We start from the raw sequence: 21,923 nt of genomic DNA, 5'->3' as shown, positions 1-21,923 counted from the left end.
CCTCCACCGGCGGTGCTAGACGATCACCAGTTCGCGCGAGGTGTTGTTGAGGCGCTCGCCGCCGGTCTCGGTGCAGACCAGGATGTCCTCGATGCGCGCCCCGTGCCGCCCGGCCAGGTAGATGCCCGGCTCGACGGAGAAGGCGAAGCCGGGCTCCATCAGCTCGGTGTTGCCCGAGACGATGTACGGCTCCTCGTGCGTCTCGATGCCGATGCCGTGGCCGGTGCGGTGGATGAAGTAGTCGCCGTAACCCGCCTCGGCGATCACCTCGCGGGCCGCCGCGTCGACGGACTCGCAGGTGACGCCCGGCCGTACCGCCTCGCAGGCCGCCTGCTGCGCCCGGCGCAGCACCTCGTAGTAGGCCGCGAACTCGGCCGGCGGCTCGCCCACGCAGTAGGTGCGGGTGGAGTCGGAGCAGTAGCCGTTGTGCAGCTGCCCGCCGATGTCGACGACGACCGGCTCACCCGTCTGGATCACCCGATCGGACACCTCGTGGTGCGGGCTGGCGCCGTTGGGGCCGGAGGCGACGATGACGAAGTCGACGGTGGAGTGGCCCGCGGCCAGGATCGCGTCGTGGATGTCCCGGCCCACCTCGCGCTCGGTACGGCCGGCCTTCAGCAGGCCCGGCACCTGGAGGTGGACGGCGTCGATCGCGGCGCCCGCCTCACGCAGCGCGGCCACCTCGGCGGCCGACTTGCGCATCCGCAGCTCGCGCAGCACGCTGCCGGCCAGCACCTGGTCGGTCGCGGGCATCGCGGCGCGGAAGCGCAGCGACGCCATCGCCCACATCCGGTCGGCGAGACCCACCCTCGCGACCCGGCCGAGCCGGTCGGCCACCAGGGTGTAGGGGTCGTCGGTCTCGTCCCAGGCGACGAACTCCACGCCGAGCCGCGAGGCGGGCGAGGCCTGCGCGGCGGGCAGCTCCAGGCGCGGCACCATCATGAACGACTCGCCCGCGGCCGGCACCACCAGGCAGGTCAGCCGCTCCAGGGGAAGGGCCTCGTAGCCGCTGACGTAGCGCAGGTCGGGGCCGGGCGTGAGGAGGAGCGCGTCAAGGCCGGCCCGGGCGGTGGCGGCCTGGACGGCGGCGAGACGGGACACTGGGTAAAGGTCTGCGGACATCACGGCGTCCAATCTACTCCCGGCCGCCTCGCGGGGAATCCACGAAAAGCTCTCACAACTCGCAAGCGCTCGCTACACTCCGTTCAAGGACGATCACTTACGGTGGGGCAATTGTCCCGTTCCAATACGTTTTGAGAGCGAGCCACATGGTCGGCGTCGCGGGCGGCCATCAGCCTGCCCTCCCCTCCACAGACGACCACCGGCTCGGCCGCCCCCTGACGGCGACCGAGTTGGTCAGGCGACTCACCGAGCAGCTCGACCGGCGCGAGGCGGCCGAGCTCCTCGCCGTGCAACTGGGGCACGCCCAGCGGCTGGGCAACATGGGCTGGGTCGAATGGAATCTGCGCACCGGGCAGGCGGTGTGGTCCGACCACGTCTACGTGATCTTCGGCCGTGATCCGGTGGAGGGCCCGGTGACGCTACCCGACCTGGCCTGCACGGTCGAGCCCGGCGACCTGGCCGCGCTGGACCAGCTGCTGTGGACGGTCGTGCAGGGCGTCGAGCCGGTGCAGGCCGAGTTCCGCATCCGCCGCAAGGGAGAGATCCGCCACCTGCGCGCGGTGCTGGAGCCGCACTTCGGGCACGGCGGGCCGACCGGCGTGCACGGCGTGATCCAGGACATCACCGGGCGCCGCAGAGCCGAGCGCATCATGTCCGAGTCGCGCCGCCAGCTCCTGGAGGCCAGGGAGCGTGCCGCGGAGGAGCGCGGCGTGATGCTGGCGCTGCGCGAGGCCATCCTGCCCGAGCCCGTCGGCTGCCTCGACCTGCCGCAGGCCAGGGTCGCCGTGCGCTACGTCCCCGCGGAGAAGACCGCCAACCTGGGCGGCGACTGGTTCGAGGCGGCCGAGCTGCCCGACGGCAGGGTCCTGCTGTCCATCGGCGACGTCTCCGGCCACGGGCTGCCCGCCATCGCGCTGATGGCCCAGCTGCGCCACGCCCTGATCGGGCTGGCCATGACCGGCCAACCGGCCGACCGCCTGCTGTCCTGGCTCAACGGTTTGGTGATGCACCGCCTCGACGAGACCACCGCCACCTCCCTGGTCGGCCACTTCGACCCGGCGACCAGGGTGTTCACCTGGGGCCAGGCGGGGCACCTTGCGCCGATCCTGGTGCGCGACGGGCTCGTGAAGCAGCTCGGCGCGCCCGACGGCGTGCTGCTCGGCGCGACCGGCGACGAGCCGTACGAGTTGGCCAGGGTCGAGCTGCGGGAGGGCGACCTGCTGTTGCTGTTCACCGACGGGCTGGTCGAGCGGCGCACCCGCGACATCGACGAGGGCCTGCGGCTGGTCATGTCCGCCGCCGGCGAGCTGCCCGGCTACGACCTGGAGGCCGGCCTGGACCGGCTGCTGGCCAGCATCGGCGGCCCCAACCCCGAGGACGACGCCTGCCTGCTCGCGGTCCGCGTGCACGCCACCCCGGAGGCCGCCGAAGTGCGACCATAGGCACGTGCTGATGCTTCTCGACACCCCGTCGCTCTACTTCCGCGCCTTCTACGGCATCCCGGAGTCGATGACCGCGCCCGACGGCATGCCCGTCAACGCGGTGCGCGGCCTCATCGACATGATCGCAACGCTGGTCCGCACGCACTCCCCCGCCGAGCTGGTGGCCACCATGGACGCCGATTGGCGGCCCGCCTTCCGGGTCGAGGCGATCCCGACGTACAAGGCGCACCGGGTCGCCTCCGGGCACCTCGAGGAGGTGCCCGACACGCTGGTGCCGCAGATCCCGGTGATCGAGCAGGTCCTCGACGCGGTCGGCATCGCCAGGATCGAGGCCGAGGGCTACGAGGCCGACGACGTCATCGGCACCCTCACCCACCGCGCCGCCGCCGGCGCCGTCGACATCGTCACCGGCGACCGCGACCTGTTCCAGCTCGTCGACGACACCCGCCCCGTGCGCGTGCTGTACACCGCGCGCGGCATCCGCAACCTGCAGGTCGTCGACGAGGCGTTCGTCACCGCCAAGTACGGCATCCCCGGCCGCGCCTACGCCGACTTCGCCACCCTGCGCGGCGACCCCAGCGACGGCCTGCCCGGCGTTCCCGGTGTCGGCGAGAAGACCGCCGCCGCGCTGATCACCAGGTTCGGATCCCTGGAGGCGCTGCTGGCCGCCCTGGACGCCGGGCAGTCCGACGGCTTCCCGGCCGGCAGCCGCAACAAGCTGACCGCCGCCCGCGACTACCTGCGCGTCGCCCCCGCCGTGGTCGAGGTCGCCCCCGACGCCCCCCTCCCCGACACCGACCTCACCCTGCCCGCCAAGCCCCGCGACCCCGAGACCCTGGTACGGCTGGCCGACCGCTACGGCCTCGACAGCCCGCTGAACCGCCTCCTCGACGTCCTGACCCGCTGAAGACGACCCGCAACCCGCCGTACTCCGTCGCCGGCACCCCGGGGCGATAGGTTGACCGGGTGGCGAACACGAACATAAGGGTGCCAAGGGACATGCACCCACGGCTGGCCGACGGGTTCGAGCGGCTCGAACGAGAGCTGAAGCTTCCACGGGACTTCCCCTCCGCCGTGCTGGCGGAGGCCGGGGCCGCGGCCCGAGACGCCGCGTTCGCGGACCGGCAGGATCAGACCGACCTGCCGTTCGTCACCATCGACCCGCCCGGCTCCATGGACCTGGACCAGGCCGTCTCCATCGAGCCGCTGCGCGACGGCTACCGCGTCTGGTACGCGATCGCCGACGTCGGCGCGTTCGTCAGGCCCGGCGGCGCGATCGACGCCGAGGCCCGCGCCAGGGGCGAGACCGTCTACCTGCCCGACGGCAAGGTGCCGCTGCACCCGCAGGTGCTGTCGGAGGGGGCGGCGAGCCTGCTGCCCGGCGTGACCAGGCCGGCCGCCGTGTGGCGGATCGACCTCGACGCCGAGGGCCGGACGATCGGCGCCGATGTGCAGCGTGCGCTGGTGCGCAGCCGCGAACGGCTCGACTACGACTACGTGCAGGCAGCCGTCGACACCGGCACCGCCGACGGCACGCTGAAGCTGCTGGCCGAGCTCGGCCGGTTGCGCCTGGAGCTGGAGCGCGAGCGCGGCGGCGTGACGCTCCCCACGCCCGAGCAGGAGGTGGTCGCCGACGACGGCTACCGCCTGGAGTACCGGGTGCCGCTGCCCGCCGAGGCGTGGAACGCGCAGATCTCCCTGCTCACCGGCATGGCGGCGGCCTCGATGATGCTCGACGCGGAGATCGGCCTGCTGCGGGTGCTGCCGCCGCCGCAGCCGGGCGACCTGGCCAAGGTCCGCAGGGTCGCCGCCGCCCTCGACGTGCCCTGGCCCGACGGGGCCGCCTACGGCGACGTGGTGCACGGGCTCGACGCGAAGAATCCGGCGCACGCGGCGTTCCTGCACGAGTCCCGGGTCCTGCTGCGCGGCTCGGGTTACGTGGCCTTCGACGGGGCGCCGCCGCGGATGGCTGAGCACTCGGCGGTGGCGGCGCCGTACGCGCACGTGACCGCGCCGCTGCGGCGGCTGGCCGACCGGTACGCCACCGAGGTCTGCCTGGCGGTCGCCGCCGGGGAGCCGGTGCCGGAGGAGATCCAGGCGGCGCTCGGCGGCCTGCCGGAGATCATGGCGAAGACCGGGCGCCGGGCTGGCGCCGTGGACCGGGCCGTGATCGACCTGGTCGAGTCGTTCGTGCTGCGCGACCGGATCGGGCAGACCTTCGAGGCCATGGTGATCGACGTCGACGAGCGCCGCGCGGGCGGGCAGGTGCAGCTCGCCGACCCCGCCGTGATCGCCCGCTGCGACGGCGGGCCGCTACCGCTGGGCGAGCGGGTCACCGTCCGGCTGGCCCAGGCCGACCCCGGCACCCGCGAGGTCAGATTCACCCTGGCCTGAGTACGGCGGGGCCGCGCGCGTGCCGGGGGAGCTCGCGCGCGGCCGGTCGGCGGCCGTTACTTCTTCATGGGCGTCCAGCCCGCGCCCACACCCATCAGGTGCAGGGCCACGCACAGCAGGCCCGCGGTGCCCAGCGTGGTGACGGTGACGATGCCACCGACCGCGACGCCGGCGATCTCGAAGACGAGGGCGAGTACGAACAGCAGGGCAGCGACGAGAGCGAACATCCCAACCTCCAGGCGGGGGCCGGACGTCGGTGCTGGTGGGGCGTCCGGCGGTTCAACGGGCTTCCGACATGGGGATGTCCGTTGTGATCACGCAGGAAACTCGCCGCGAGGTGACGTTGCGTGCACCCACCACCACAAGACCTTGACCGGGCGGTCAGCTCAGCGACGAGTAGGCCACGACGCCGCGGCGCATGGCGTCCATGGCCTTCCCCGCCGTCTGCTTGATCTTGCTGCCGGGCGGGGCCGCGTTGCCGAGCTGGCCGAGCAGGTCCATGAGCTGCTTGACCCAGCGCACGAAGTCGCCCGCGGCCAGTTCGCTGCCGTTGATGCCGTCGCTGAGGACGGCGTCGAGGCTGTGTCCCTTGGTCCAGCGGAAGGCCGCCCACGCGAAGCCCAGGTCGGGTTCGCGGATGATGGACAGCCCGTGGTCGCGTTCGATGCCCTCCAGCTCGCCCCAGAGCCGGATCATCGCGGTCAGCGCGTCCTGCGCCTGTCCGGCGGGGATCTTGGGCCGGCGGGCGTCGTCGGCCTGCCGGGACTCGAACACCAGCGCCGACACGCACGCGGCCAGCTCGGCGGGGTCGAGCTCCTCCCACAGCCCGGTCCGCAGGCATTCGGCGGTGAGCAGGTCGAGCTCGGTGTAGAGCCGCCCGAGCCGCCTGCCCTCGGCGGTGACGCTCTCCCCGTCGAGGTAGCCGAGCTGGTTGAGCACCCCGCACACGCGGTCGAAGGTGCGCGAGATGACATGCGAGCGGCCCTCGACCCGGCGGCGCAGCCCCTCGGTCTCGCGCAGCAGCTTGTAGTAGCGCTCGGCCCAGCGGGCGTGGTCCTCTCGCTCGTCGCACCCGTGGCAGGGGTGCTGCCGGATGCGCCGCCGCAGCTCGTTGATCTCCTCGTCCTCGACGGTGTGGTCGCGGGCCCTGGGCGGCTTGCCGAGGTCACGGTCACCGACCTTGGCGAGCAGGGTGGAGACGAGGTTGGCGCGTTCCTTGGGTGAGCGGGCGTTGAAGTTCTTCGGGACGCGCAGCTTCTCGATGGGCTCGACGGGGACCGGGAAGTCGGCCGAGTCGAGCTTCTTGACCTGCTTGCCGATGGTCAGCACCAGGGGGCGCGGCCCGTCGCCGCGCGGGGTGAGGCCGGGGTCGAGCACGATGGCCAGCCCGGCGCGCCGCCCGCCCGGCACCCTGATCACGTCCCCGGGCTTGAGCGCCTCCAGCGACCGTACGGCGGCCGCCCGGCGCGCCGCGCCGCGCTGCTTGGACAGCTCGGTCTCCCGGTCGGACAGGCGGCGGCGCAGCCCGGCGTACTCGGTGAAGTCGCCCAGGTGGCAGGTCATCGCCTCCTGGTAGCCCTCCAGCGCCTCCTCGTGCTTGCGGAGCTGCTTGGCCAGCCCCACGACTGCCCGGTCGGCCTGGAACTGGGCGAAGGACGCCTCCAGGAGTGTCTTGGCGCGCTCGCGGCCGAACTGGCCGACCAGGTTGACGGCCATGTTGTAGGACGGCTGGAAGCTGGAGCGCAGCGGGTAGGTGCGGGTGCCGGCCAGCCCGGCGACCGAGACCGGGTCCATGCCCGGCTGCCAGACCACGACCGCGTGGCCCTCGACGTCGATGCCGCGCCGCCCGGCCCGGCCGGTGAGCTGGGTGTACTCGCCGGGGGTGAGGTCGGCGTGGGTCTCGCCGTTCCACTTGTCGAGCTTCTCGATGACCACGCTGCGGGCCGGCATGTTGATGCCGAGCGCCAGGGTCTCGGTGGCGAAGACGGCCTTGACCAGGCCGCGGGTGAACAGCTCCTCGACGACCTCCTTGAAGGCCGGCAGCATGCCCGCGTGGTGGGCGGCCAGGCCGCGCTCCAGGCAGTCGCGCCACTCCAGGAAGCCGAGCACGGCCAGGTCCTCGTCGGGCAGGTGGGCGGTGCGCTCGTCGACGAGCTGCCGGATCTCGTGGCGTTCGCGCTCGTCGGTGAGCCTGATGCCGGCGTGCAGGCACTGCATGACGGCGGCGGCGCAACCGGCCCTGGAGAAGATGAAGGTGATGGCGGGCAGCAGGGCCTCGGCGTCGAGGCGTTCGATCACCTGGGCGCGGTCGGGCGGGCGGCTGCGCGAGGGCCTGCCGTACCCTCGGCGGCCTCGGCCGGCGAGGCGTTCCTCGTCGCGGGCGATGCGCAGCAGGGCGGGGTTGATGTGGCCGCCGGCGTCGAAGTCCTCGGTGACGAACAGGTCGTAGATGCGGTTGCCGACGAGCATGTGCTGCCACAGCGGGACCGGGCGGTGCTCGTCGACGATGACGGTGGTGTCGCCGCGCACCTCGCCCATCCACTCGCCGAACTCCTCGGCGTTGCTGACGGTCGCCGACAGGGCCACCAGCCTGACCGACTCGGGCAGGTGGATGATGACCTCTTCCCAGACCGCGCCGCGGAAGCGGTCGGCGAGGTAGTGCACCTCGTCCATGACGACGAAGCCGAGCCCGGACAGCGTGCCCGAGCCGGCGTAGAGCATGTTGCGCAGCACCTCGGTGGTCATGACCACGATCGGCGCGTCGCCGTTGACGCTGTTGTCGCCGGTCAGCAGGCCGACCTTGGCGGTGCCGTACCGTTTGACGAGGTCGTTGTACTTCTGGTTGGACAGCGCCTTGATGGGGGTCGTGTAGAAGCACTTGAGCCCCTGCTCCAGGGCCAGGTGGACGGCGAACTCGCCGACGACCGTCTTGCCCGAGCCGGTGGGGGCGGCCACCAGCACGCCGTCCCCGGCCTCCAGCGCCCGGCAGGCGTCGAGCTGGAAGTCGTCGAGGTCGAATTCGTACAGGCCCCGAAACGACTTGAGCGCGGCTCCGTCGTCGGCGTGCTTCTCACGGAAGGCCGCGTAGCGTTCCGCTGGCGTTGTCATGTCTGTCAGCCTACCGATATCGGCTTTCCGGTCGGTCCGCCCGTCACTCGGCGAGGTAGTCGGCGAGGAGCCCGAACCCGCGCTCGGCGGCGGCCGCCGCCTCGGGGTAGGCCTGCTCGGCCGTCTGAACGGCCCGTCCCGGCCGCCTTTACGGTGTAGATCAGGTGAGTACGCGCAGCGCGCCGGGCTCGACCGCGCAGACCAGCGGCACGGGCCCCACCCGCTCACCGTCGGCGTAGGCGATCGCGCCCGGCGCCTCCAGGCGCACGCTGCGCGCACGCAGCATCGTCACCGCCGGGTGCCCGGCGTGCGTGCCCCGGTAGACGCGCGGGAACGCGCGCAGGAAGGCGCCCCTGCCCACGGCGCCGAGGATGGTCACGTCGAGCAGGCCGTCGTCGGGGCTGGCCGCCGGGCAGACGCGCATGCCGGCGCCGTAGGAGCGGGTGTTGCCGACCGCGACGAGCATCGCCTCCCGCTCGATCACCTCACCGTCCAGGGTGAGCCGGAAGGGGATCGGGCGGAACACGCGTAACTCCTCCACCAGCGCGACCAGGTACTTGGCCATCCCCGGCGGCCAGGTGAGGCCGTTGGCCCGCTCGTTGACCCGCGAGTCGAAACCGCAGCACACCACCCCGGCGAACCACTCGTCCGCACCGACGCGGGCGGCGTCGACGATCCGGGGGCGCAGCCGCAGCACCACGTCGGCGGCGGCCAGCGGGTTCCGCACGGGCAGGCCGAGGGCGTCGGCGATGTCGTTGCCGGTGCCCGCGGGGATGATGCCGAGTGGGACCTCGGTGCCGGCCACCGCCTGCACCGCCAGGTGGACCAGGCCGTCGCCGCCGAAGGCCACCAGCGCGTCGGGGCGCTCGGCGACGGCCGTACAGGCGCGTTCCAGGGCGTCGGCGGCGCCGTCGCCGACGATCACCGACACCTCGGCGCCGCCCTCGCGCAGGCGGCGCACCACCGGGTCGAGCAGGCGCAGCGCGCGTCCGCCGCGGGCGGCGGGGTTGACCAGCAGGGCGAGTTGAGCGCTCACGCCCGGAACGTATCGCCTATTTCTCGGAATCGGTATCGGTCGAGGTCAAATCGAGAGGAGAGGCCTCGTCGTCGGACAGGCCGGAGTAGTCCTCGTCCTTGGGCAGGCGCCTCTCACGCAGGTACATGAACAGCTCCGCCGCGGCGAACAGGAGCACCATGGGGGCGGCGAGCGCCATCATGCCGACCGGGTCGCCGCCGGGGGTGACGACCGCGCCGAACACGAACATCAGGAAGATGATCATGCGGCGGTGCTTGGCCACCGTGGCGTGCGACAGCACCCCGATGAGGTTGAGGAAGACCATCACCAGCGGCAGCTCGAAGGAGACTCCGAACACCACGAGCATGATCAGCACGTAGTCGAGGTAGTCGTCGATGCCGATCGTCGCGACCGTGCCCTCGAGCGCGAAGCCCAGCAGGAACCCCAGGCTGGTGTCCATGATGAAGTAGGCCAGCGCGGCGCCGAGCACGAACAGCGGGACCGCGATCCCGAGGAACGTGATCGAGTAGCGCTTCTCGTTGCGGTAGAGCGCGGGGGTGACGAACGCCCAGATCTGGTACAGCCACATCGGCGAGGCCAGCACCAGTCCGACCATCACCGAGACCTTCAGGGTGATGAAGAAGGACTGGAAGATGCCCGAGTAGGTCAGCGCGCATTCCCCGGTGAGCTGCTTGGCCTGGAGGGTGTCGCAGTACGGCGCCTTGAGCACCGTCCACACCGGCTCGAAGAAGAACCAGCCGATGATCACGCCGACGGCCACCGCGATCAGGGCGATCAGCAGCCGGTTGCGGAGCTCGCGCAGGTGCTCCATGAGCGGCATGCGCCCGTCGTCGGCGATGGGCTGGCCGGCCTTGGTCGACCGTTTGAGCAGCGCCATTCAGCAGTCCCGGGGTGGTGGGGTGGACGGGGTCAGGCGGAGTTCTTGTTCGCGGCCTCGGCGCGCAGCTTGGCGGCCTGGGCCTCGAGCAGTCTGGCCTGCTCCTCCGCGGTGGGCGCGGGCGCGGCGGAGAGCTGCGCGGGCGCCTGCTGGGCGGCGGGCTGCGCCGTGGCGGTGGTCTGGACCGTGGCGGTCGGCTGGGCGGCGACCGACGGGTCGTCGTCGTCCTCGCGCAGCTTGGTGGCCTCGGACTTGAAGATGCGTAGCGAACGGCCGATGCCCCTAGCCGCGTCCGGCAGCTTCTTGGCGCCGAACAGCAGCACCAGAACCACCAGGATCAAGATGATTTCGGGAGTTCCGAGAGTTGGCATGAGACGTCCTTAAACCGAGCGAACTGCAATCTCAGGCACGATCGTACGCTGCTACGCGCGTGGTCTCATCCCCCCGGCGGCAGTTGTCCGCTATCTGGGCACGCAGTGTTCGCTCCTGAGCCGCGATCCGGTTGTGCGCGCGCTCGACTTCCCGGCTCAGACCGCGTGCCGCCGACAGCACCCGGGCCGCCGTGAACGCCAGTACGGCGAGGCCCGCCATGGCCACCGCGACGGCCGCGTAGATCCATGTCATGACCTGTGAGCGTACAGCGCCAGCGCGCGCTCGGCCTCCTCCCGCACCCGCTCGGCCATCGCGGCCGGCGAGACGACCCGGCCGGTGTCGCCCAGGCGCAGCGCCAGCTTCACGATCCAGTCGCTGTCGCGGGCGCGCAGCGTGATCCGCAGCCGCCCCTCGCCCAGCTCCTCGACCCGCTCGCACGGATAGTATTCCGCCACCCACCGGCCCGCGGCGCTCACCTCCAGCTCCACCAGCTCGTCGGTGGGCGAGGGCCGGAAGACGCCCTGGGTGACGTCGATCGGCTCGGCCCCGGCGGGCGGGTCGGCGGGCACGTCCAGGATCTCGACGGTCAGCACCCGGTCCAGCCGGAACAGCCGCATCGCCTCGGCGCGGTAGCACCACCCCTCCAGGTAGGTGCGCCCGTCGGCCATCACCACCCGGGTCGGGTCGACCTCGCGCGGGGTGACCTCGTCACGGCCCGGCACGTAGTAGCGCAGCGACAGCCGCCGCCCGGCGCGCAGCGCCTCCTTCACCCTGGGCAGCGCGTCCGGGGCGGCGTCGACGTCGACGGCCACCTGGCTGCTGACCGCCGAGGCGCCCTCGCCCGCCGCCTGCTCCAGTTTGGCCACCACGCGCGGCAGCGCGTCGCCCTGGCCCAGCTCGGCCAGCTCGGGCGTGGCCGCCAGCAGGCGCAGCGCCACCAGCAGCGCGCTGGCCTCGTCGATGCCCAGCCGCAGCGGCCTGGCGATGGTGTCGGCGTTGTCGATGAGGATCTCACCGCCGTCCCACGACACGTCGATCAGGTCGCCCGGCGTGTGGCCCGGCAGCCCGCACATCCAGACGAGTTGCAGGTCGTCGATGAGCTGCTTCTCGCTCAGCCCGAACAGCTCGGCCACCTCGCCGACCTGCGCCCCCTGATGCGACATCAGGTACGGCACCAGCGCCAGCAGACGCGGCAGCCGGTCGGCGGTCCCGCTCACGCCCCAACCCCCTTCAGTCGTGCGATCACTGCCTCACGGGCGTCCGGCGGCTGCACGAGCTCCACCTCCGCGCCCAGGCTGGCGATCCATCCGGCCAGCCGCTCGGGGTCGGTGAAGACCAGCTCCACCTCGTCCCATCCGTCCCGCCCTGGCCGTACGGCCCGCGCCACCTGCCGCAGGCCCTCGCAGGCGCCCTGCCGTACCCGCAGGGAGGCGGTGCGCTCCTCCACCGGCTCGTCCGGGAAGCCGACCATCGCGCGCAGGTCGACGCCCTCGGGCACCTCCACCACGCCCGCCCTGCCCACCGGCGCGACCTGCCCGCAGATGCGGCTGAGGCGGAAGACGCGCGGCGCGTCGCGGTCGCGGTCGTGGCCCGCGACATACCACCGGCCGCGGCGGCTGATCACGCCCCACGGCTCGACGGTGCGGGTGCGCACGGTGGCCCCGGCCGCGGCGCGGTAGTCGAAGCGCACCACCCGCCGGTCGCGTACCGCCTCCCACAGCGCGGGGAAGGCGGGGTCGCGGGTGTCGACGCGCACCTCCAGGGCGCCGCCGCCGATGGTCTGGTCGGTGGCCACCCCGCCCGCGCGCAGCTTCAGCAGCGCGCCCGAGGCGGCCTCGGCCAGGCTGGCGCGCTGCCACACCCGGGCGGCCAGGCCCAGCACGGCGGCCTCGTCGGGCTCCAGGGTGATCTCGGGCAGCTCGTAGGCCTGCCGCTCGATGCGGTAGCCGGGCTCGTCCTCCCACGGGTCGCGGTGCACCTCGATCGGGATGCCGATCTCGCGCAGCTCGTTCTTGTCGCGCTCGAACATCCGCTGGAACGCCTCGTCGCCGTCGCGGTCGTACCCGGGGACGGCCTGGCGGATCTGCTCGGCCGACAGCGGCCGGTGGGTGGCGAGCAGGCAGATCACAAGATTCAGCAACCGCTCGGTCTTACGGCGCGACATCTGCCCTCATTCCTCCTCCAACGACGCTACCCTGCCCCCGTGATCAGATGGCGCAAGGGCGAGGTTGTACGGATCCGGCGCGAGTGGCCGGGAGCGATGGAACTCGACGTCACCGTCCCCGAGGGGGAATGCCGGGCGCTGGCCTACCCTCCCCTGGTGGGCCGCCCCGAACCCGGCGACGACGTGCTGCTCAACACGACCGCACTCGCGATGGGTCTCGGTACGGGAGGTTACGCCATGGTGGTGGCCATCCCGAACAGATTGCCGGAAGATCCGCACGGGCCCGGCCACCTGGTGAAGGCCAGATACACCCCGCTGCAGGCCACCGTACTCGGCGCCGACGAGCAGGACTCCCCTTTCCACGAGACGCTGCGCGAGGCCGACTCGATCGACGGGATGCCGGTCGTCGTGGCCGACCTGCACTCGGCGCTGCCGGCGATCCTGTGCGGGCTGCGCGAGGGCGCCGGCCGCGACCCTCGGGTGGCCTACGTCATGCTGGACGGGGGCGCGCTGCCCGCCTGGTTCTCGATGGCGTGCGCGAAGCTGCGCGAGATCGGCTGGCTGGCCGGGGTGGTCACGGTGGGCCAGGCCTTTGGCGGCGACGTCGAGGCGGTCACCACGCACACCGGGCTGCTGGCCGCCAGGTGGGTGCTGGAGGCGGACGTGGCGATCGTCACCCAGGGGCCCGGCAACCTGGGCACGGGCACCCGCTGGGGCTTCTCCGGCGTCTCGGCCGGTGAGGCGGTCAACGCGGCGGCGGTACTGCTCGGCCGCCCGGTCGCGGCGCTGCGGGTGAGCGAGGGAGATCTGCGCGAGCGGCACATCGGGGTCTCACACCACTCGCTGACGGCCTACGGCCGGGTGGCGCTGGCCCCGGCCCAGGTGGTGGTGCCGGAGCTGGCGGGCGCGTTCGGCGAACGGGTCAGAGACCAGGCGGAACTGCTGGCGGTACGGCACGAGCTGGTGTCCGTCCCCGTCGACGGCCTGCATGAGGCGCTGCGGAGGTCGCCGGTGCGGCTGTCGACGATGGGCCGGGGCCTGGAGGAGGACCTGGCCTACTTCCTCACCTCGGCGGCGGCCGGCAGGTTCGCCGCCTCACTGCTCTCATAGGAGTCCTTGAAGGTGAACGCCGCCGGGCTGGGCCCGTCGGCCTTCAGCCGTGCCAGCCGCTCCATCGCCTCGGCGAGCGTGGGGACGACGCCCTCGGGAACCCACCACATCACGGTGTACGGCTCCGCCGCGTGGGCGAACCACTCCCGGCGGCGGCGCAGCACGGCCAGGTGGCCGCTGCGGTAGACGAAGTTCCACAGGCTCTCCAGCGACTCCCAGACCGACATGTTGATCAGCAGGTGGTCGCCGTAGGAGTGCTGGACGGTGGCCTGGGGGTCGTTACCGTCCCGATGAGCCGCCAGACGAAGCCGGGGGCGGCGTCAGCGAGCGCGTTGACGGGTTCCAGGGCGGCGACGAAGTCGGCCAGTTCGGGGGAGCCGAGGGGGGCGCGCAGGTGCGCGACGTTCAGCTGTGCCAGGTGCATGAGTCTCAGCAGACCATCCGTGAGGTTTCTATGTCAATTCTCGTTTGTTTTAGAAAGCACGACGCAGCACTCCCCCGGCCTCGGGTCCAGGCTCGCCCGCTCCGGGTTCTCCCCCAGGCCCTCCAGCAGGCCCTGGCAGAGGGCGAGGTTCATGGAGCAGGTCAGCACGGGGTGCCGTTCGGCGAGCGCGTGGAAGGGGCAGTTGCGCAGCCTGACGCGCTCCCCCTCGGCGTAGGGCTCGTAGCCGCGCTCCCGCAGGACCTCCACCGCGTCCGGGCGGTCACCTCCGGGGCGCTCCCCGGCCAGCCGCTCCCCCGCCCGTCTGGCGGCCAGCTCGGCCTGCTCGTCGGCGCCCAGCAGGTCGACCACGTCGGCCAGCACCGAGGCCAGCGCGCCGTAGTCGCGCGGCGGGAGGCTGACCGTCATCTCGGCGCGCGAGCGCCGGTACACCTTGGCCGGTCTGCCGCTGCCCGGCCCCTTGCGTTCCGGCCGCCGGAAGTCGCTCTCCAGCAGACCCGCCGCGACCAGGCGGTCGAGGTGGAAGGCGGCCAGCGTGCGGGAGATGCCCGCGGCCTCGGCCGCCTCTCCCCTGCTCACGTCCCGGCCCGCGCGCGCCACGAGGTCATACAGGCCGCGTCTGACTGGGTCGTGCAGGGAGGCCAGCGCCCCCAGGTCGTCGCCGCTCACAGCGGGCAGTCTACGGTCAGAAATCCCGGCGCAGCGCCTCGTAGGTGCAGGCCCGGCTCGGTGTGACCACGTCGTACCCGCGATAACAGGCCGGCCCCTTGACCACCCTGATGTCGACGCTCTCGGGCACCCCGTACGCCCTGCGCACCGCCTGGGCGTTGTGCAGGAGCCTCGCGCCCAGCCGGGCCGCCCGCGCCTTGCCGGAGGCCGTCACGATCACCCAGGCGGCTCCGGTGTCACCCCCGTACTTGCACCGCGAGACCTTCACCCCCGAGCAGAACGACACGTCCCCGGGACGCGCGGGCACGGCGGCCTCGGCGGGGGCGGAGGCCGGGCTCGGGCCGAGGGTGAGGGCGAGGACGGCGGCGAGCGTGCGGCCCATGCGGGGTCTCCCAGGGGAGGTTTCAGTAGGCGGCGATGACGTCGACCACGAACACGAGCGTGTCGGCGCCACGGATGCCGAACGCGGGTTGCCCGGCCTCGCCGTAACCATAGGCGGGCGGAACGATCATCGCCACCCGACTTCCCGTCGGCACGCCGACCAGTGCCTCGTCCCACGCTTTGATCACGCTGCCGTCGCCCAGGGTGAAGGCCTTCGGCTGCCCGGCCCGCCAGGTGGAGTCGAACACCCGCCCGCCGTCCCACACCACGCCCTCGTGCTGGGTCACCACGAGCTGACCCGCTTCAGTACGCGGCCCCTTGCCCCTGGTCAGCACCTTCGCGGCGAAACGGCGCGGCGGCGCCGTGGCCGGCAGGCGGATCGACGGGCGGGCTCCGCCGCGCACCTCGACGCCTGCCAGGTCGCCGCCTGAGGTGGCGGCCGAGACGCCCTTGTGGTGCGTGCCGAGGATGTCGATCACGTAGAGCAGGCCGCCGTCGGGGTCGAGGCCGCGCGGCGGGTTCGCCCCGAAACCGTCCGCGGGCGGGATGGCGGCGGCGACGCGGCTGCCCACCCGGCGGCCCCGCAGCGCCGCGTCCAGGCCGGGCAGCATCCGCCCCACGGGGAAGGCGGCCGGGGTGCCCCGGTTGAAACTGGAGTCGACCAGCCGGTTCTGCCGCCCGTCCCACACGTGCGCGGTGTACTGGACGATGGCCACGTCGTCCTGCCGCAGCGCCTCGCCGCCGCCCGCGGCGAGCTGGTCGATGCGCAGCTCGGCCGAGGGCTTGCCGTCGGGGAAGGCGATGGTGGGCCTGGCGCCGAAAGGGCCGCCCACCTTCAGGTCGAGGTCGGCTCGGGCCTGCGCGCAGCCGGCGGCCAGGACGAGGGCGAGCAGGGCGGCACGGCGCATCGGCGTCCCTTCAGCACGGAGGCCCGGCGACGGGAGTCCGTCACCGGGCCACGAGATGCTACCGGGCTACCTGTCAGTAGGCGGCGAGAACGTCCACGACGAACACCAGCGTGCTGTTCGCGGGGATGTCGCCGTTGGCCTGGTCACCGTACCCCTGCGCGGCCGGGACGCTCATCACCACGCGGCTGCCGACGGGCACGCCGGTCAGGCCCTTGCTCCAGCCCTGGATGACGCCGTTGAGGGCGAAGGTGGCGGGCTCGCCGCGCTCCCAGCTGGAGTCGAACTGCTTGTCGGTGCCCCACAGCTTGCCGGTGTAGTGGGCGACGATCTGCTGGTTGGCCTCGACCTTCTTGCCGGTGCCCTCGATCACGGTCTTGACGACCAGGTCCTTGGGCGCCTTCGCGGAGGTCTTGGTGGTCAGCGTCGGGGCCTTGTCGCCGCCGGGGTTGTCGAGCTTGACGCCCTTGATGGTGTCGCCGGTCTCCTTGCCCTCGGCCGCCTTCAGCGGCGTGGGCGGGGTGCCGACCACGTCGAACACGAACACCTTGGTGGCGCTCATGTCCTGGCCCTGGGCCTTGGCCTGCTCGATCTGCTCCTTGCTGTAGCTGTCGGCGGCGACCACGGTCACCAGGCGCCCGCCGTGCTTGAGCTTGGCGAAGCCGTCCTGCATGACCTTGGGCAGCTGCTGGCCGACCTCGATCGTCTCGGGCCGCTGCTGGGCGTCGTAGGTGGAGCCCTGGGCCGCGTTGGTCTTGCCGTCCCAGTTGAAGATCGTGAGGTTGACGATGACCTTGTCACCGCTCTTCACCGCGGCGCCGGTGCCGGCCTCCACCACCTCGAAGGAGGACTTGGCCGGCGGGGTGCCCTGCGGGAAGGTCACGGTGGGCTTGGCGTTGGCCGCGCCCGTCACCTTCAGCCCCGAGGCGGCGGCGGCCGCGGACGACCCGCCACTCGGGGTGACCCCGCTGGTGTCGGTGCCGCAGGCGGCAGCGAAGATCAGCGGGGCGGCGGCTAGTACGGCCAGACGGCGGCGCATGAGGATTCCTCGGGAAAGACGGCAGGTTCGCGTCACACTACCCGACCATCACGTAGGGCCGAGGTAAACCGCCGGTCGAAGATCTACATTCCCGCGATCAGCTTGTCCACCCTTTCGTCAACGCTGCGGAAGGGGTCCTTGCACAGCACGGTGCGCTGCGCCTGGTCGTTGAGCTTGAGGTGCACCCAGTCGACGGTGAAGTCGCGCCGCTTCTCCTGCGCCTTGCGGATGAACTCCCCGCGCAGCCTGGCCCTGGTGGTCTGCGGCGGCACCGACTTGGCCTCGAAGATCTTCAGGTCGGAGGCCACCCGTTCGACCGCGCCGCGCTTCTGCAGCAGGTAGAACAGGCCGCGCCTGCGGTGCACGTCGTGGTAGGCCAGGTCGAGCTGGGCCACCCTCGGGCTGGACAGCGGCAGGTCGTACTTCTTCCGGTACCGCTCGATGAGCTGGTATTTCGTCACCCAGTCGATCTCCCTGGAGACCAGGTCCAGGTTGCCGGTCTCGACCGCGCGCAGGGTGCGCTCCCACAGCTCCAGCACCCGGTGCGCGATCGGGTCGCCGCCGCGCCGGTCGACGAAGTCCTTGGCCTTGGAGAGGTACTCCTGCTGGATCTCCAGCGACGAGGCCTCCCGGCCGTTGGCCAGGCGCACCCGGCGGCGGCCCGTCATGTCGTGCGAGACCTCGCGGATGGCCCTGATCGGGTTCTCCAGCGACAGGTCGCGCATCACCGTGCCCGCCTCGATCATGCGCAGCACCAGGTCGGTGGCGCCGACCTTGAGCAGCATGGTGGTCTCGCTCATGTTGGAGTCGCCGACGATGACGTGCAGCCGCCGGAAGCGCTCGGCGTCGGCGTGCGGCTCGTCACGGGTGTTGATGATCGGCCGGGACCTGGTCGTGGCGCTGGAGACGCCCTCCCAGATGTGCTCGGCGCGCTGGGAGACGCAGTAGACCGCGCCGCGCGGCGTCTGCAGCACCTTGCCCGCGCCGCAGATGATCTGCCGGGTGACCAGGAACGGGATCAGCACGTCGGCCAGGCGGCCGAACTCGCCGTGCCGGCCGACCAGGTAGTTCTCGTGGCAACCGTAGGAGTTGCCGGCGGAGTCGGTGTTGTTCTTGAACAGGTAGATGTCACCCGCGATGCCCTCTTCGCGCAGCCGCTTCTCGGCGTCGACCAGCAGGCCTTCGAGGATGCGCTCGCCCGCCTTGTCGTGGGTGACGAGCTCGATGACGTTGTCACACTCGGGTGTTGCGTATTCAGGATGGCTGCCCACGTCGAGATACAGGCGCGCGCCGTTGCGGAGGAAGACGTTGCTCGATCGGCCCCAGGACACGACCCGCCGGAACAGGTAGCGCGCGACCTCGTCCGGGGACAGCCTGCGCTGTCCCCTGAACGTGCAGGTCACGCCGTACTCGTTCTCCAGCCCGAAGATGCGACGATCCATTACCTCACACTAGTTCCCCGGATCGGCGAGCGGGAGAGATCTTCGCCGGGTTTTCGGACGGCTACGGCGTGTAGATCTCCTGGAACTTCACGATCTGTCCCTTGTACACCGTGATCAGGGCGGGCCGCTTGACCTGCTTGACCCGCTTGATCAGGTCCGCGCGGGTGCACCGCTTGGCGCCCAGGCCGGTCTTCCGGTCGACCGTCATCCCGGCCATCGACGGCTTGCAGCCGAACGCGCTGAGGAAGACGACGCGCCTGGCCACCGGCGAGGCGTAGGCCATGACGTCGCCCTCGGCGGGCCCGACGAAGTGCCCCTCGGCGTACTTGTCCTTCTGCCACTTGATCGGCGTGTACTCGGCGGTGGCGCCCGTCACCGAGGTGATCCAGCCGCGCAGGATGCCGTTGCGCCGGGAATGGATGCCCTTGGTGAAATCGTGGCCGGGATCGGGCTGGAAGGTCGTACCGAAGATCTTCGGTGCCTTGAAGTCCGGGATCGCGGCCGTGGCGGCGTGCGCGGGAGCGCCCGACAGCAGGACGGCGGCGGCCGCACCGGCCGCGAGGAGGGTTGTCTTCACACCGGCTTGGATTCCCCCGGTGGCGGCGCGGTTCTGCGCCGCCGATGTGATGCCGGTCACAGCTTGCCCGCCTCGGCGAGCGCCGTGTCGAGGATGCCGAGGCCGAGGTCCAGTTCGGCGTCGGAGACGGTGAGCGGCGGCGCGATGCGGAAGATGCCCCCCATGCCGGGCAGCTGCACGACGTTCATGTGCAGGCCGCGCAGCAGGCAGGCCTCGGTGACCGCCCGGCCCACCTCGTCGGCGGGCTGCTTGGTCGCGCGGTCGGCGACCAGTTCGACGCCCTGCAGCAGGCCCCGGCCGCGCACGTCGCCGATGACCTCGTGGCGATCGGCCAGCTCCAGCAGGCCCGCGCGCAGCCGGTCGCCCAGTTCGGCCGCCCGCCCCACCAGGTCGTCGCGCTCGATGACGCGCAGCACCGTGGCGGCCACCGAGGCGGCCAGCGGGTCGGCCACGTGCGTGGTGTAGAAGAGGAAGCCGCGCTCGTGGCAGCGCTCCTCGATCTCGGCGGAGGTCACCACGGCGGCCACCGGCAGCCCCGCGCCCAGCGTCTTGGACAGGGTGAGGATGTCCGGGACGATCCCGTCGCGCTCGAAGGCGTACATCGCCCCGGTACGGCCGAGCCCCGTCTGCGCCTCGTCGACCACCAGCAGCATGCCCCGCTCGGCGCACTTGGCCTTGAGCGCGGCCAGGTAGCCGGGCGGCGTCTCGATGATGCCGCCCGAGGACAGGATGGGCTCGACGATGCAGGCGGCCAGCGCGCCCGCCGACTGCCGGTCCACCGCCTCGAAGCCGTAGTCGAGTTCGGCCTGCCAGTCGTAGCCGCCGTCGGCGGTGCGGAACGGCGAGCGGTAGGCGTTCGGGGTGGGCAGGGACAGGTTGCCGGGCGGCGGCGGGCCGTACCCGCGCCGGCCGGCGCTGTAGGTGGCGGCCGAGGCGGCGGAGGTCATGCCGTGCCAGGAGCGGTCGAAGGAGATCACCTCGTAGCCGCCGGTGTACAGCTTGGCCATCTTCAGCGCGGCCTCGTTGGACTCCGCCCCGGTGGTCAGCAGCAGGACCTTGTCGAGGCCCGCCGGCAGCGTGGCCGACAGGGCGGCGGACAGATCCACCACGGGGCGGCTGAGCATGCCGCTGAACAGGTGGCCGAGGTTGGCCACCGACTCGCCGACGGCGGCGACGATCTCAGGGTGGCCGTGGCCGAGGATGGCGCTCATCTGCCCCGAGGTGAAGTCGAGGAGGGCCGCGCCGTCCTCGTCGTAGACGTAGGAGCCGGCGGCGCGCTGGATGACGCGCGGCATGAACGCGGCTCCGTAGCGGATCACATGCCGGTCGACCTGACCCCAGAAATCCACCACGACCTCCAACTTTTATGATGATTTTGCACACTATAGTGGGCGGATGTCTGACGACAGGCTCGGCCTCGCCCTGAAACGCAGGCGCCAGGAGGCCGGCATCTCGATGGCCGACCTCGCACGCGCCACCGGCCTGTCGCGCACCTTCCTCACCAACGTCGAACGCGGCCTCAACTCCCCCACGATCTCCTCGCTGCGCGCCATCGTCGACGCCCTCGGGGTGACGCTGAGCAGCCTGTTCGCCTCCATCGAGCGGCAGGGCGGCGTCGTCACCCGGCCCGCCGACCGGCTCCTGATCGCCAGCCTCGGCGGCGGGGCCATCACCTACGAGCTGCTCAACCCGCATCCGGCGGGGGCGCTGGAGATGCTGCTGCTGCGGGTCGCGCCCGGGGCGTCGTCGGGCGAGGCGACCCACCGCCACGCGGGCGAGGAGGTGGGGCTGATGATGGAGGGACGCCTGGAGTACTGGATCGACGGCGTCATGCACACCCTGGAGGCGGGCGACTCCGTCAACGTCCCCGCCACCACCCCGCACCGCTACCACAACCCGGGCCCCGGCCCCTCGGTCAGCCTGTGGGTGGTCACGCCGCCGAGCTTCTGACCCTTTCGAGCGCGCGGCGGCTCGCCGCTGAACCGAGGCGGCGGGGCGGGCAGGGCACTCCCGGCATGCGACGGCCCCGTCCGCGCGAAAGGCGGACGGGGCCGGGGCGTTCGGGTGCCGTCAGGCGCCGGAGCCGTCGTCCAGGTCGCCCTCAGGAGCCGTGGGAGCCTCGTCGGGGGTCTCCTCGGCAGGGGCCGCCAGGGGCGGAGCCGAGGAGGCCAGCAGGCGCTCCAGGCGGGCGCCGGTCAGCCGCTGGAACTTGCGGTGCTCGCGGTTGCGGTCCAGCACCGCCACCTCGAGCTGCGCCACCGGCGGACGCTCGCCGCCGGGCTCGGTCAGCGCCTTCAGCGCCGCGTCCAGCGCCTCGGCCAGCGGCATCGCCTCGCGATAGTGCTCCTTCAGCCGCGTGCCCACCGCCTCGGCCTGCCCGCCCATCGCCGCGAACCCGTGCTCGTCGAACACCGACCCGTCGAAGGTCAACCGGTAGATGGCGTCGCTCTCGGCCGTGTCGCCCACCTCGGCCACCACGACCTCCACCTCGAGCGACTTGATCGACTCGGTGAAGATCCGGCCCAGGTTCGAGGCGTACAGGTTGGCCAGCCCGCGCGCGGTCACATCGCTGCGGTCGTAGCTGTACCCGTTGATGTCGGCGTAGCGGATGCCGCCCAGCCGCAGCTCCTCGAACTCGTTGTAGCGTCCCACCGCCGCGAACCCGATCCGGTCGTAGATCTCGCTGACCTTGTGCAGCGCCCGCGAGGGGTTGGGCGCGACGAACAGGATGCCGTCTTCGTACTGCAGCACGACCACGCTGCGGCCCCGCGCGATGCCCTTGCGCGCGTAGTCCGCCTTGTCCCGCATGATCTGTTCAGGGGAGGCATATCCAAAAGGCATGG

Annotated in this window: 22 protein-coding genes and 1 pseudogene; 5 read left to right on the top strand and 18 right to left on the bottom strand. The window is 72.0% G+C overall.

Annotated elements, in window-relative coordinates; translation table 11 throughout:
- Positions 1–15 precede the first annotated feature (15 nt).
- Complete coding sequence (locus tag ABZ911_RS21295; RefSeq protein WP_358058164.1) at positions 16–1,122, bottom strand: Xaa-Pro peptidase family protein; 1,107 nt, start codon at positions 1,120–1,122, stop codon at positions 16–18.
- Between the two features lie 146 nt (positions 1,123–1,268).
- Between ABZ911_RS21295 and ABZ911_RS21290 the strand changes: the two genes are divergently transcribed.
- The 3 genes from ABZ911_RS21290 (at position 1,269) to ABZ911_RS21280 (ending at position 4,958) form a co-directional block, all read left to right on the top strand.
- Positions 1,269–2,564, top strand: coding sequence for a SpoIIE family protein phosphatase (locus ABZ911_RS21290; RefSeq protein WP_358058161.1), 1,296 nt, complete (start codon positions 1,269–1,271; stop codon positions 2,562–2,564).
- A gap of 10 nt (positions 2,565–2,574) precedes the next feature.
- A complete protein-coding gene (locus tag ABZ911_RS21285; RefSeq protein WP_358058351.1) occupies positions 2,575–3,471 on the top strand; it encodes a 5'-3' exonuclease in 897 nt (298 codons plus the stop codon).
- A gap of 92 nt (positions 3,472–3,563) precedes the next feature.
- The gene (locus ABZ911_RS21280) at positions 3,564–4,958 is read left to right on the top strand and encodes an RNB domain-containing ribonuclease (protein WP_358058158.1); all 1,395 of its coding nucleotides are present in this window, start codon (positions 3,564–3,566) and stop codon (positions 4,956–4,958) included.
- Between the two features lie 56 nt (positions 4,959–5,014).
- Here ABZ911_RS21280 and ABZ911_RS21275 read toward each other — a convergent pair whose 3' ends face one another.
- The 8 genes from ABZ911_RS21275 to ABZ911_RS21240 all read right to left on the bottom strand — a co-directional run bounded on the left by ABZ911_RS21275 (position 5,015) and on the right by ABZ911_RS21240 (position 12,515).
- Complete coding sequence (locus ABZ911_RS21275; RefSeq protein ID WP_358058155.1) at positions 5,015–5,185, bottom strand: hypothetical protein; 171 nt, start codon at positions 5,183–5,185, stop codon at positions 5,015–5,017.
- A gap of 154 nt (positions 5,186–5,339) precedes the next feature.
- Positions 5,340–8,066, bottom strand: a complete 2,727-nt coding sequence (locus ABZ911_RS21270; RefSeq protein ID WP_358058152.1) for a DEAD/DEAH box helicase — start codon at positions 8,064–8,066, stop codon at positions 5,340–5,342.
- A gap of 160 nt (positions 8,067–8,226) precedes the next feature.
- Positions 8,227–9,102, bottom strand: coding sequence for a YegS/Rv2252/BmrU family lipid kinase (locus tag ABZ911_RS21265; protein WP_358058149.1), 876 nt, complete (start codon positions 9,100–9,102; stop codon positions 8,227–8,229).
- A 16-nt stretch (positions 9,103–9,118) separates the two neighbouring features.
- Positions 9,119–9,979 carry a twin-arginine translocase subunit TatC gene (gene tatC, locus ABZ911_RS21260; RefSeq protein ID WP_358058146.1) on the bottom strand — a complete coding sequence of 287 codons (861 nt, stop codon included), beginning with the start codon at positions 9,977–9,979 and terminating at the stop codon, positions 9,119–9,121.
- A gap of 32 nt (positions 9,980–10,011) precedes the next feature.
- The gene (gene tatA, locus ABZ911_RS21255) at positions 10,012–10,350 is read right to left on the bottom strand and encodes a Sec-independent protein translocase subunit TatA (RefSeq protein ID WP_358058143.1); all 339 of its coding nucleotides are present in this window, start codon (positions 10,348–10,350) and stop codon (positions 10,012–10,014) included.
- 31 nt (positions 10,351–10,381) lie between these two features.
- Positions 10,382–10,603, bottom strand: coding sequence for a hypothetical protein (locus ABZ911_RS21250; protein ID WP_358058140.1), 222 nt, complete (start codon positions 10,601–10,603; stop codon positions 10,382–10,384).
- On the bottom strand, positions 10,600–11,568 hold the full coding sequence (locus ABZ911_RS21245; RefSeq protein ID WP_358058137.1) for a WYL domain-containing protein: 969 nt from the start codon (positions 11,566–11,568) through the stop codon (positions 10,600–10,602). The genes ABZ911_RS21250 and ABZ911_RS21245 overlap by 4 nt, the downstream gene beginning before the upstream one ends.
- On the bottom strand, positions 11,565–12,515 hold the full coding sequence (locus ABZ911_RS21240; RefSeq protein ID WP_358058134.1) for a WYL domain-containing protein: 951 nt from the start codon (positions 12,513–12,515) through the stop codon (positions 11,565–11,567). Before ABZ911_RS21240 ends, ABZ911_RS21245 begins: the two co-directional genes overlap by 4 nt.
- Positions 12,516–12,554: 39 nt before the next feature.
- Here ABZ911_RS21240 and ABZ911_RS21235 point away from each other — a divergent pair, with 39 nt between their 5' ends.
- Positions 12,555–13,625 (top strand): DUF3866 family protein, encoded by a 1,071-nt coding sequence (locus ABZ911_RS21235; protein WP_358058131.1) that lies wholly within the window; start codon positions 12,555–12,557, stop codon positions 13,623–13,625.
- Here ABZ911_RS21235 and ABZ911_RS21230 read toward each other — a convergent pair.
- From ABZ911_RS21230 to ABZ911_RS21195, 8 genes and pseudogenes are all read right to left on the bottom strand, one after another.
- Positions 13,571–14,049 (bottom strand): annotated as a pseudogene (locus ABZ911_RS21230) (DUF3291 domain-containing protein). The gene ABZ911_RS21235 and the pseudogene ABZ911_RS21230 overlap by 55 nt on opposite strands.
- 33 nt (positions 14,050–14,082) lie before the next feature.
- Complete coding sequence (locus ABZ911_RS21225; protein WP_358058128.1) at positions 14,083–14,736, bottom strand: helix-turn-helix domain-containing protein; 654 nt, start codon at positions 14,734–14,736, stop codon at positions 14,083–14,085.
- A gap of 16 nt (positions 14,737–14,752) precedes the next feature.
- On the bottom strand, positions 14,753–15,118 hold the full coding sequence (locus tag ABZ911_RS21220) for a hypothetical protein (RefSeq protein WP_358058125.1): 366 nt from the start codon (positions 15,116–15,118) through the stop codon (positions 14,753–14,755).
- Between the two features lie 22 nt (positions 15,119–15,140).
- The gene (locus ABZ911_RS21215; protein ID WP_358058122.1) at positions 15,141–16,025 is read right to left on the bottom strand and encodes an FKBP-type peptidyl-prolyl cis-trans isomerase; all 885 of its coding nucleotides are present in this window, start codon (positions 16,023–16,025) and stop codon (positions 15,141–15,143) included.
- Positions 16,026–16,098: 73 nt separating this feature from the next.
- Positions 16,099–17,061, bottom strand: coding sequence for an FKBP-type peptidyl-prolyl cis-trans isomerase (locus ABZ911_RS21210; RefSeq protein ID WP_358058119.1), 963 nt, complete (start codon positions 17,059–17,061; stop codon positions 16,099–16,101).
- Between the two features lie 83 nt (positions 17,062–17,144).
- Positions 17,145–18,503, bottom strand: coding sequence for a Pup--protein ligase (gene pafA, locus ABZ911_RS21205; protein WP_358058117.1), 1,359 nt, complete (start codon positions 18,501–18,503; stop codon positions 17,145–17,147).
- Positions 18,504–18,564: 61 nt separating this feature from the next.
- Complete coding sequence (locus tag ABZ911_RS21200; RefSeq protein WP_358058115.1) at positions 18,565–19,140, bottom strand: hypothetical protein; 576 nt, start codon at positions 19,138–19,140, stop codon at positions 18,565–18,567.
- A complete protein-coding gene (locus tag ABZ911_RS21195; RefSeq protein ID WP_358058112.1) occupies positions 19,137–20,429 on the bottom strand; it encodes an aspartate aminotransferase family protein in 1,293 nt (430 codons plus the stop codon). Before ABZ911_RS21195 ends, ABZ911_RS21200 begins: the two co-directional genes overlap by 4 nt.
- 46 nt (positions 20,430–20,475) lie before the next feature.
- Between ABZ911_RS21195 and ABZ911_RS21190 the strand changes: the two genes are divergently transcribed.
- Positions 20,476–21,030, top strand: a complete 555-nt coding sequence (locus tag ABZ911_RS21190) for a cupin domain-containing protein (RefSeq protein ID WP_358058109.1) — start codon at positions 20,476–20,478, stop codon at positions 21,028–21,030.
- Positions 21,031–21,150: 120 nt separating this feature from the next.
- Here ABZ911_RS21190 and prcA read toward each other — a convergent pair whose 3' ends face one another.
- Positions 21,151–21,921 (bottom strand): proteasome subunit alpha, encoded by a 771-nt coding sequence (gene prcA, locus ABZ911_RS21185; RefSeq protein ID WP_358058105.1) that lies wholly within the window; start codon positions 21,919–21,921, stop codon positions 21,151–21,153.
- Positions 21,922–21,923 lie beyond the last annotated feature (2 nt).

It is taken from the genome of Nonomuraea sp. NPDC046570 (assembly GCF_040645915.1).
Taxonomy (GTDB): Bacteria; Actinomycetota; Actinomycetes; order Streptosporangiales; family Streptosporangiaceae; genus Nonomuraea.
Note: the sequence above shows the minus strand (reverse complement) of the source record. Positions and strands in the feature narration are given on the sequence as shown.

What these genes read in the sequence shown, in the direction of transcription:
- ABZ911_RS21295 (WP_358058164.1), bottom strand. Translation starts at nt 1,122, where the DNA reads ATGTCCGCAGACCTTTACCCAGTGTCCCGTCTCGCCGCCGTCCAGGCC.
- ABZ911_RS21290 (WP_358058161.1), top strand. Translation starts at nt 1,269, where the DNA reads ATGGTCGGCGTCGCGGGCGGCCATCAGCCTGCCCTCCCCTCCACAGAC.
- ABZ911_RS21285 (WP_358058351.1), top strand. Translation starts at nt 2,575, where the DNA reads ATGCTTCTCGACACCCCGTCGCTCTACTTCCGCGCCTTCTACGGCATC.
- ABZ911_RS21280 (WP_358058158.1), top strand. Translation starts at nt 3,564, where the DNA reads ATGCACCCACGGCTGGCCGACGGGTTCGAGCGGCTCGAACGAGAGCTG.
- ABZ911_RS21275 (WP_358058155.1), bottom strand. Translation starts at nt 5,185, where the DNA reads ATGTTCGCTCTCGTCGCTGCCCTGCTGTTCGTACTCGCCCTCGTCTTC.
- ABZ911_RS21270 (WP_358058152.1), bottom strand. Translation starts at nt 8,066, where the DNA reads ATGACAACGCCAGCGGAACGCTACGCGGCCTTCCGTGAGAAGCACGCC.
- tatC (WP_358058146.1), bottom strand. Translation starts at nt 9,979, where the DNA reads ATGGCGCTGCTCAAACGGTCGACCAAGGCCGGCCAGCCCATCGCCGAC.
- tatA (WP_358058143.1), bottom strand. Translation starts at nt 10,350, where the DNA reads ATGCCAACTCTCGGAACTCCCGAAATCATCTTGATCCTGGTGGTTCTG.
- ABZ911_RS21250 (WP_358058140.1), bottom strand. Translation starts at nt 10,603, where the DNA reads ATGACATGGATCTACGCGGCCGTCGCGGTGGCCATGGCGGGCCTCGCC.
- ABZ911_RS21240 (WP_358058134.1), bottom strand. Translation starts at nt 12,515, where the DNA reads ATGTCGCGCCGTAAGACCGAGCGGTTGCTGAATCTTGTGATCTGCCTG.
- ABZ911_RS21220 (WP_358058125.1), bottom strand. Translation starts at nt 15,118, where the DNA reads ATGGGCCGCACGCTCGCCGCCGTCCTCGCCCTCACCCTCGGCCCGAGC.
- ABZ911_RS21215 (WP_358058122.1), bottom strand. Translation starts at nt 16,025, where the DNA reads ATGCGCCGTGCCGCCCTGCTCGCCCTCGTCCTGGCCGCCGGCTGCGCG.
- ABZ911_RS21210 (WP_358058119.1), bottom strand. Translation starts at nt 17,061, where the DNA reads ATGCGCCGCCGTCTGGCCGTACTAGCCGCCGCCCCGCTGATCTTCGCT.
- pafA (WP_358058117.1), bottom strand. Translation starts at nt 18,503, where the DNA reads ATGGATCGTCGCATCTTCGGGCTGGAGAACGAGTACGGCGTGACCTGC.
- ABZ911_RS21190 (WP_358058109.1), top strand. Translation starts at nt 20,476, where the DNA reads ATGTCTGACGACAGGCTCGGCCTCGCCCTGAAACGCAGGCGCCAGGAG.
- prcA (WP_358058105.1), bottom strand. Translation starts at nt 21,921, where the DNA reads ATGCCTTTTGGATATGCCTCCCCTGAACAGATCATGCGGGACAAGGCG.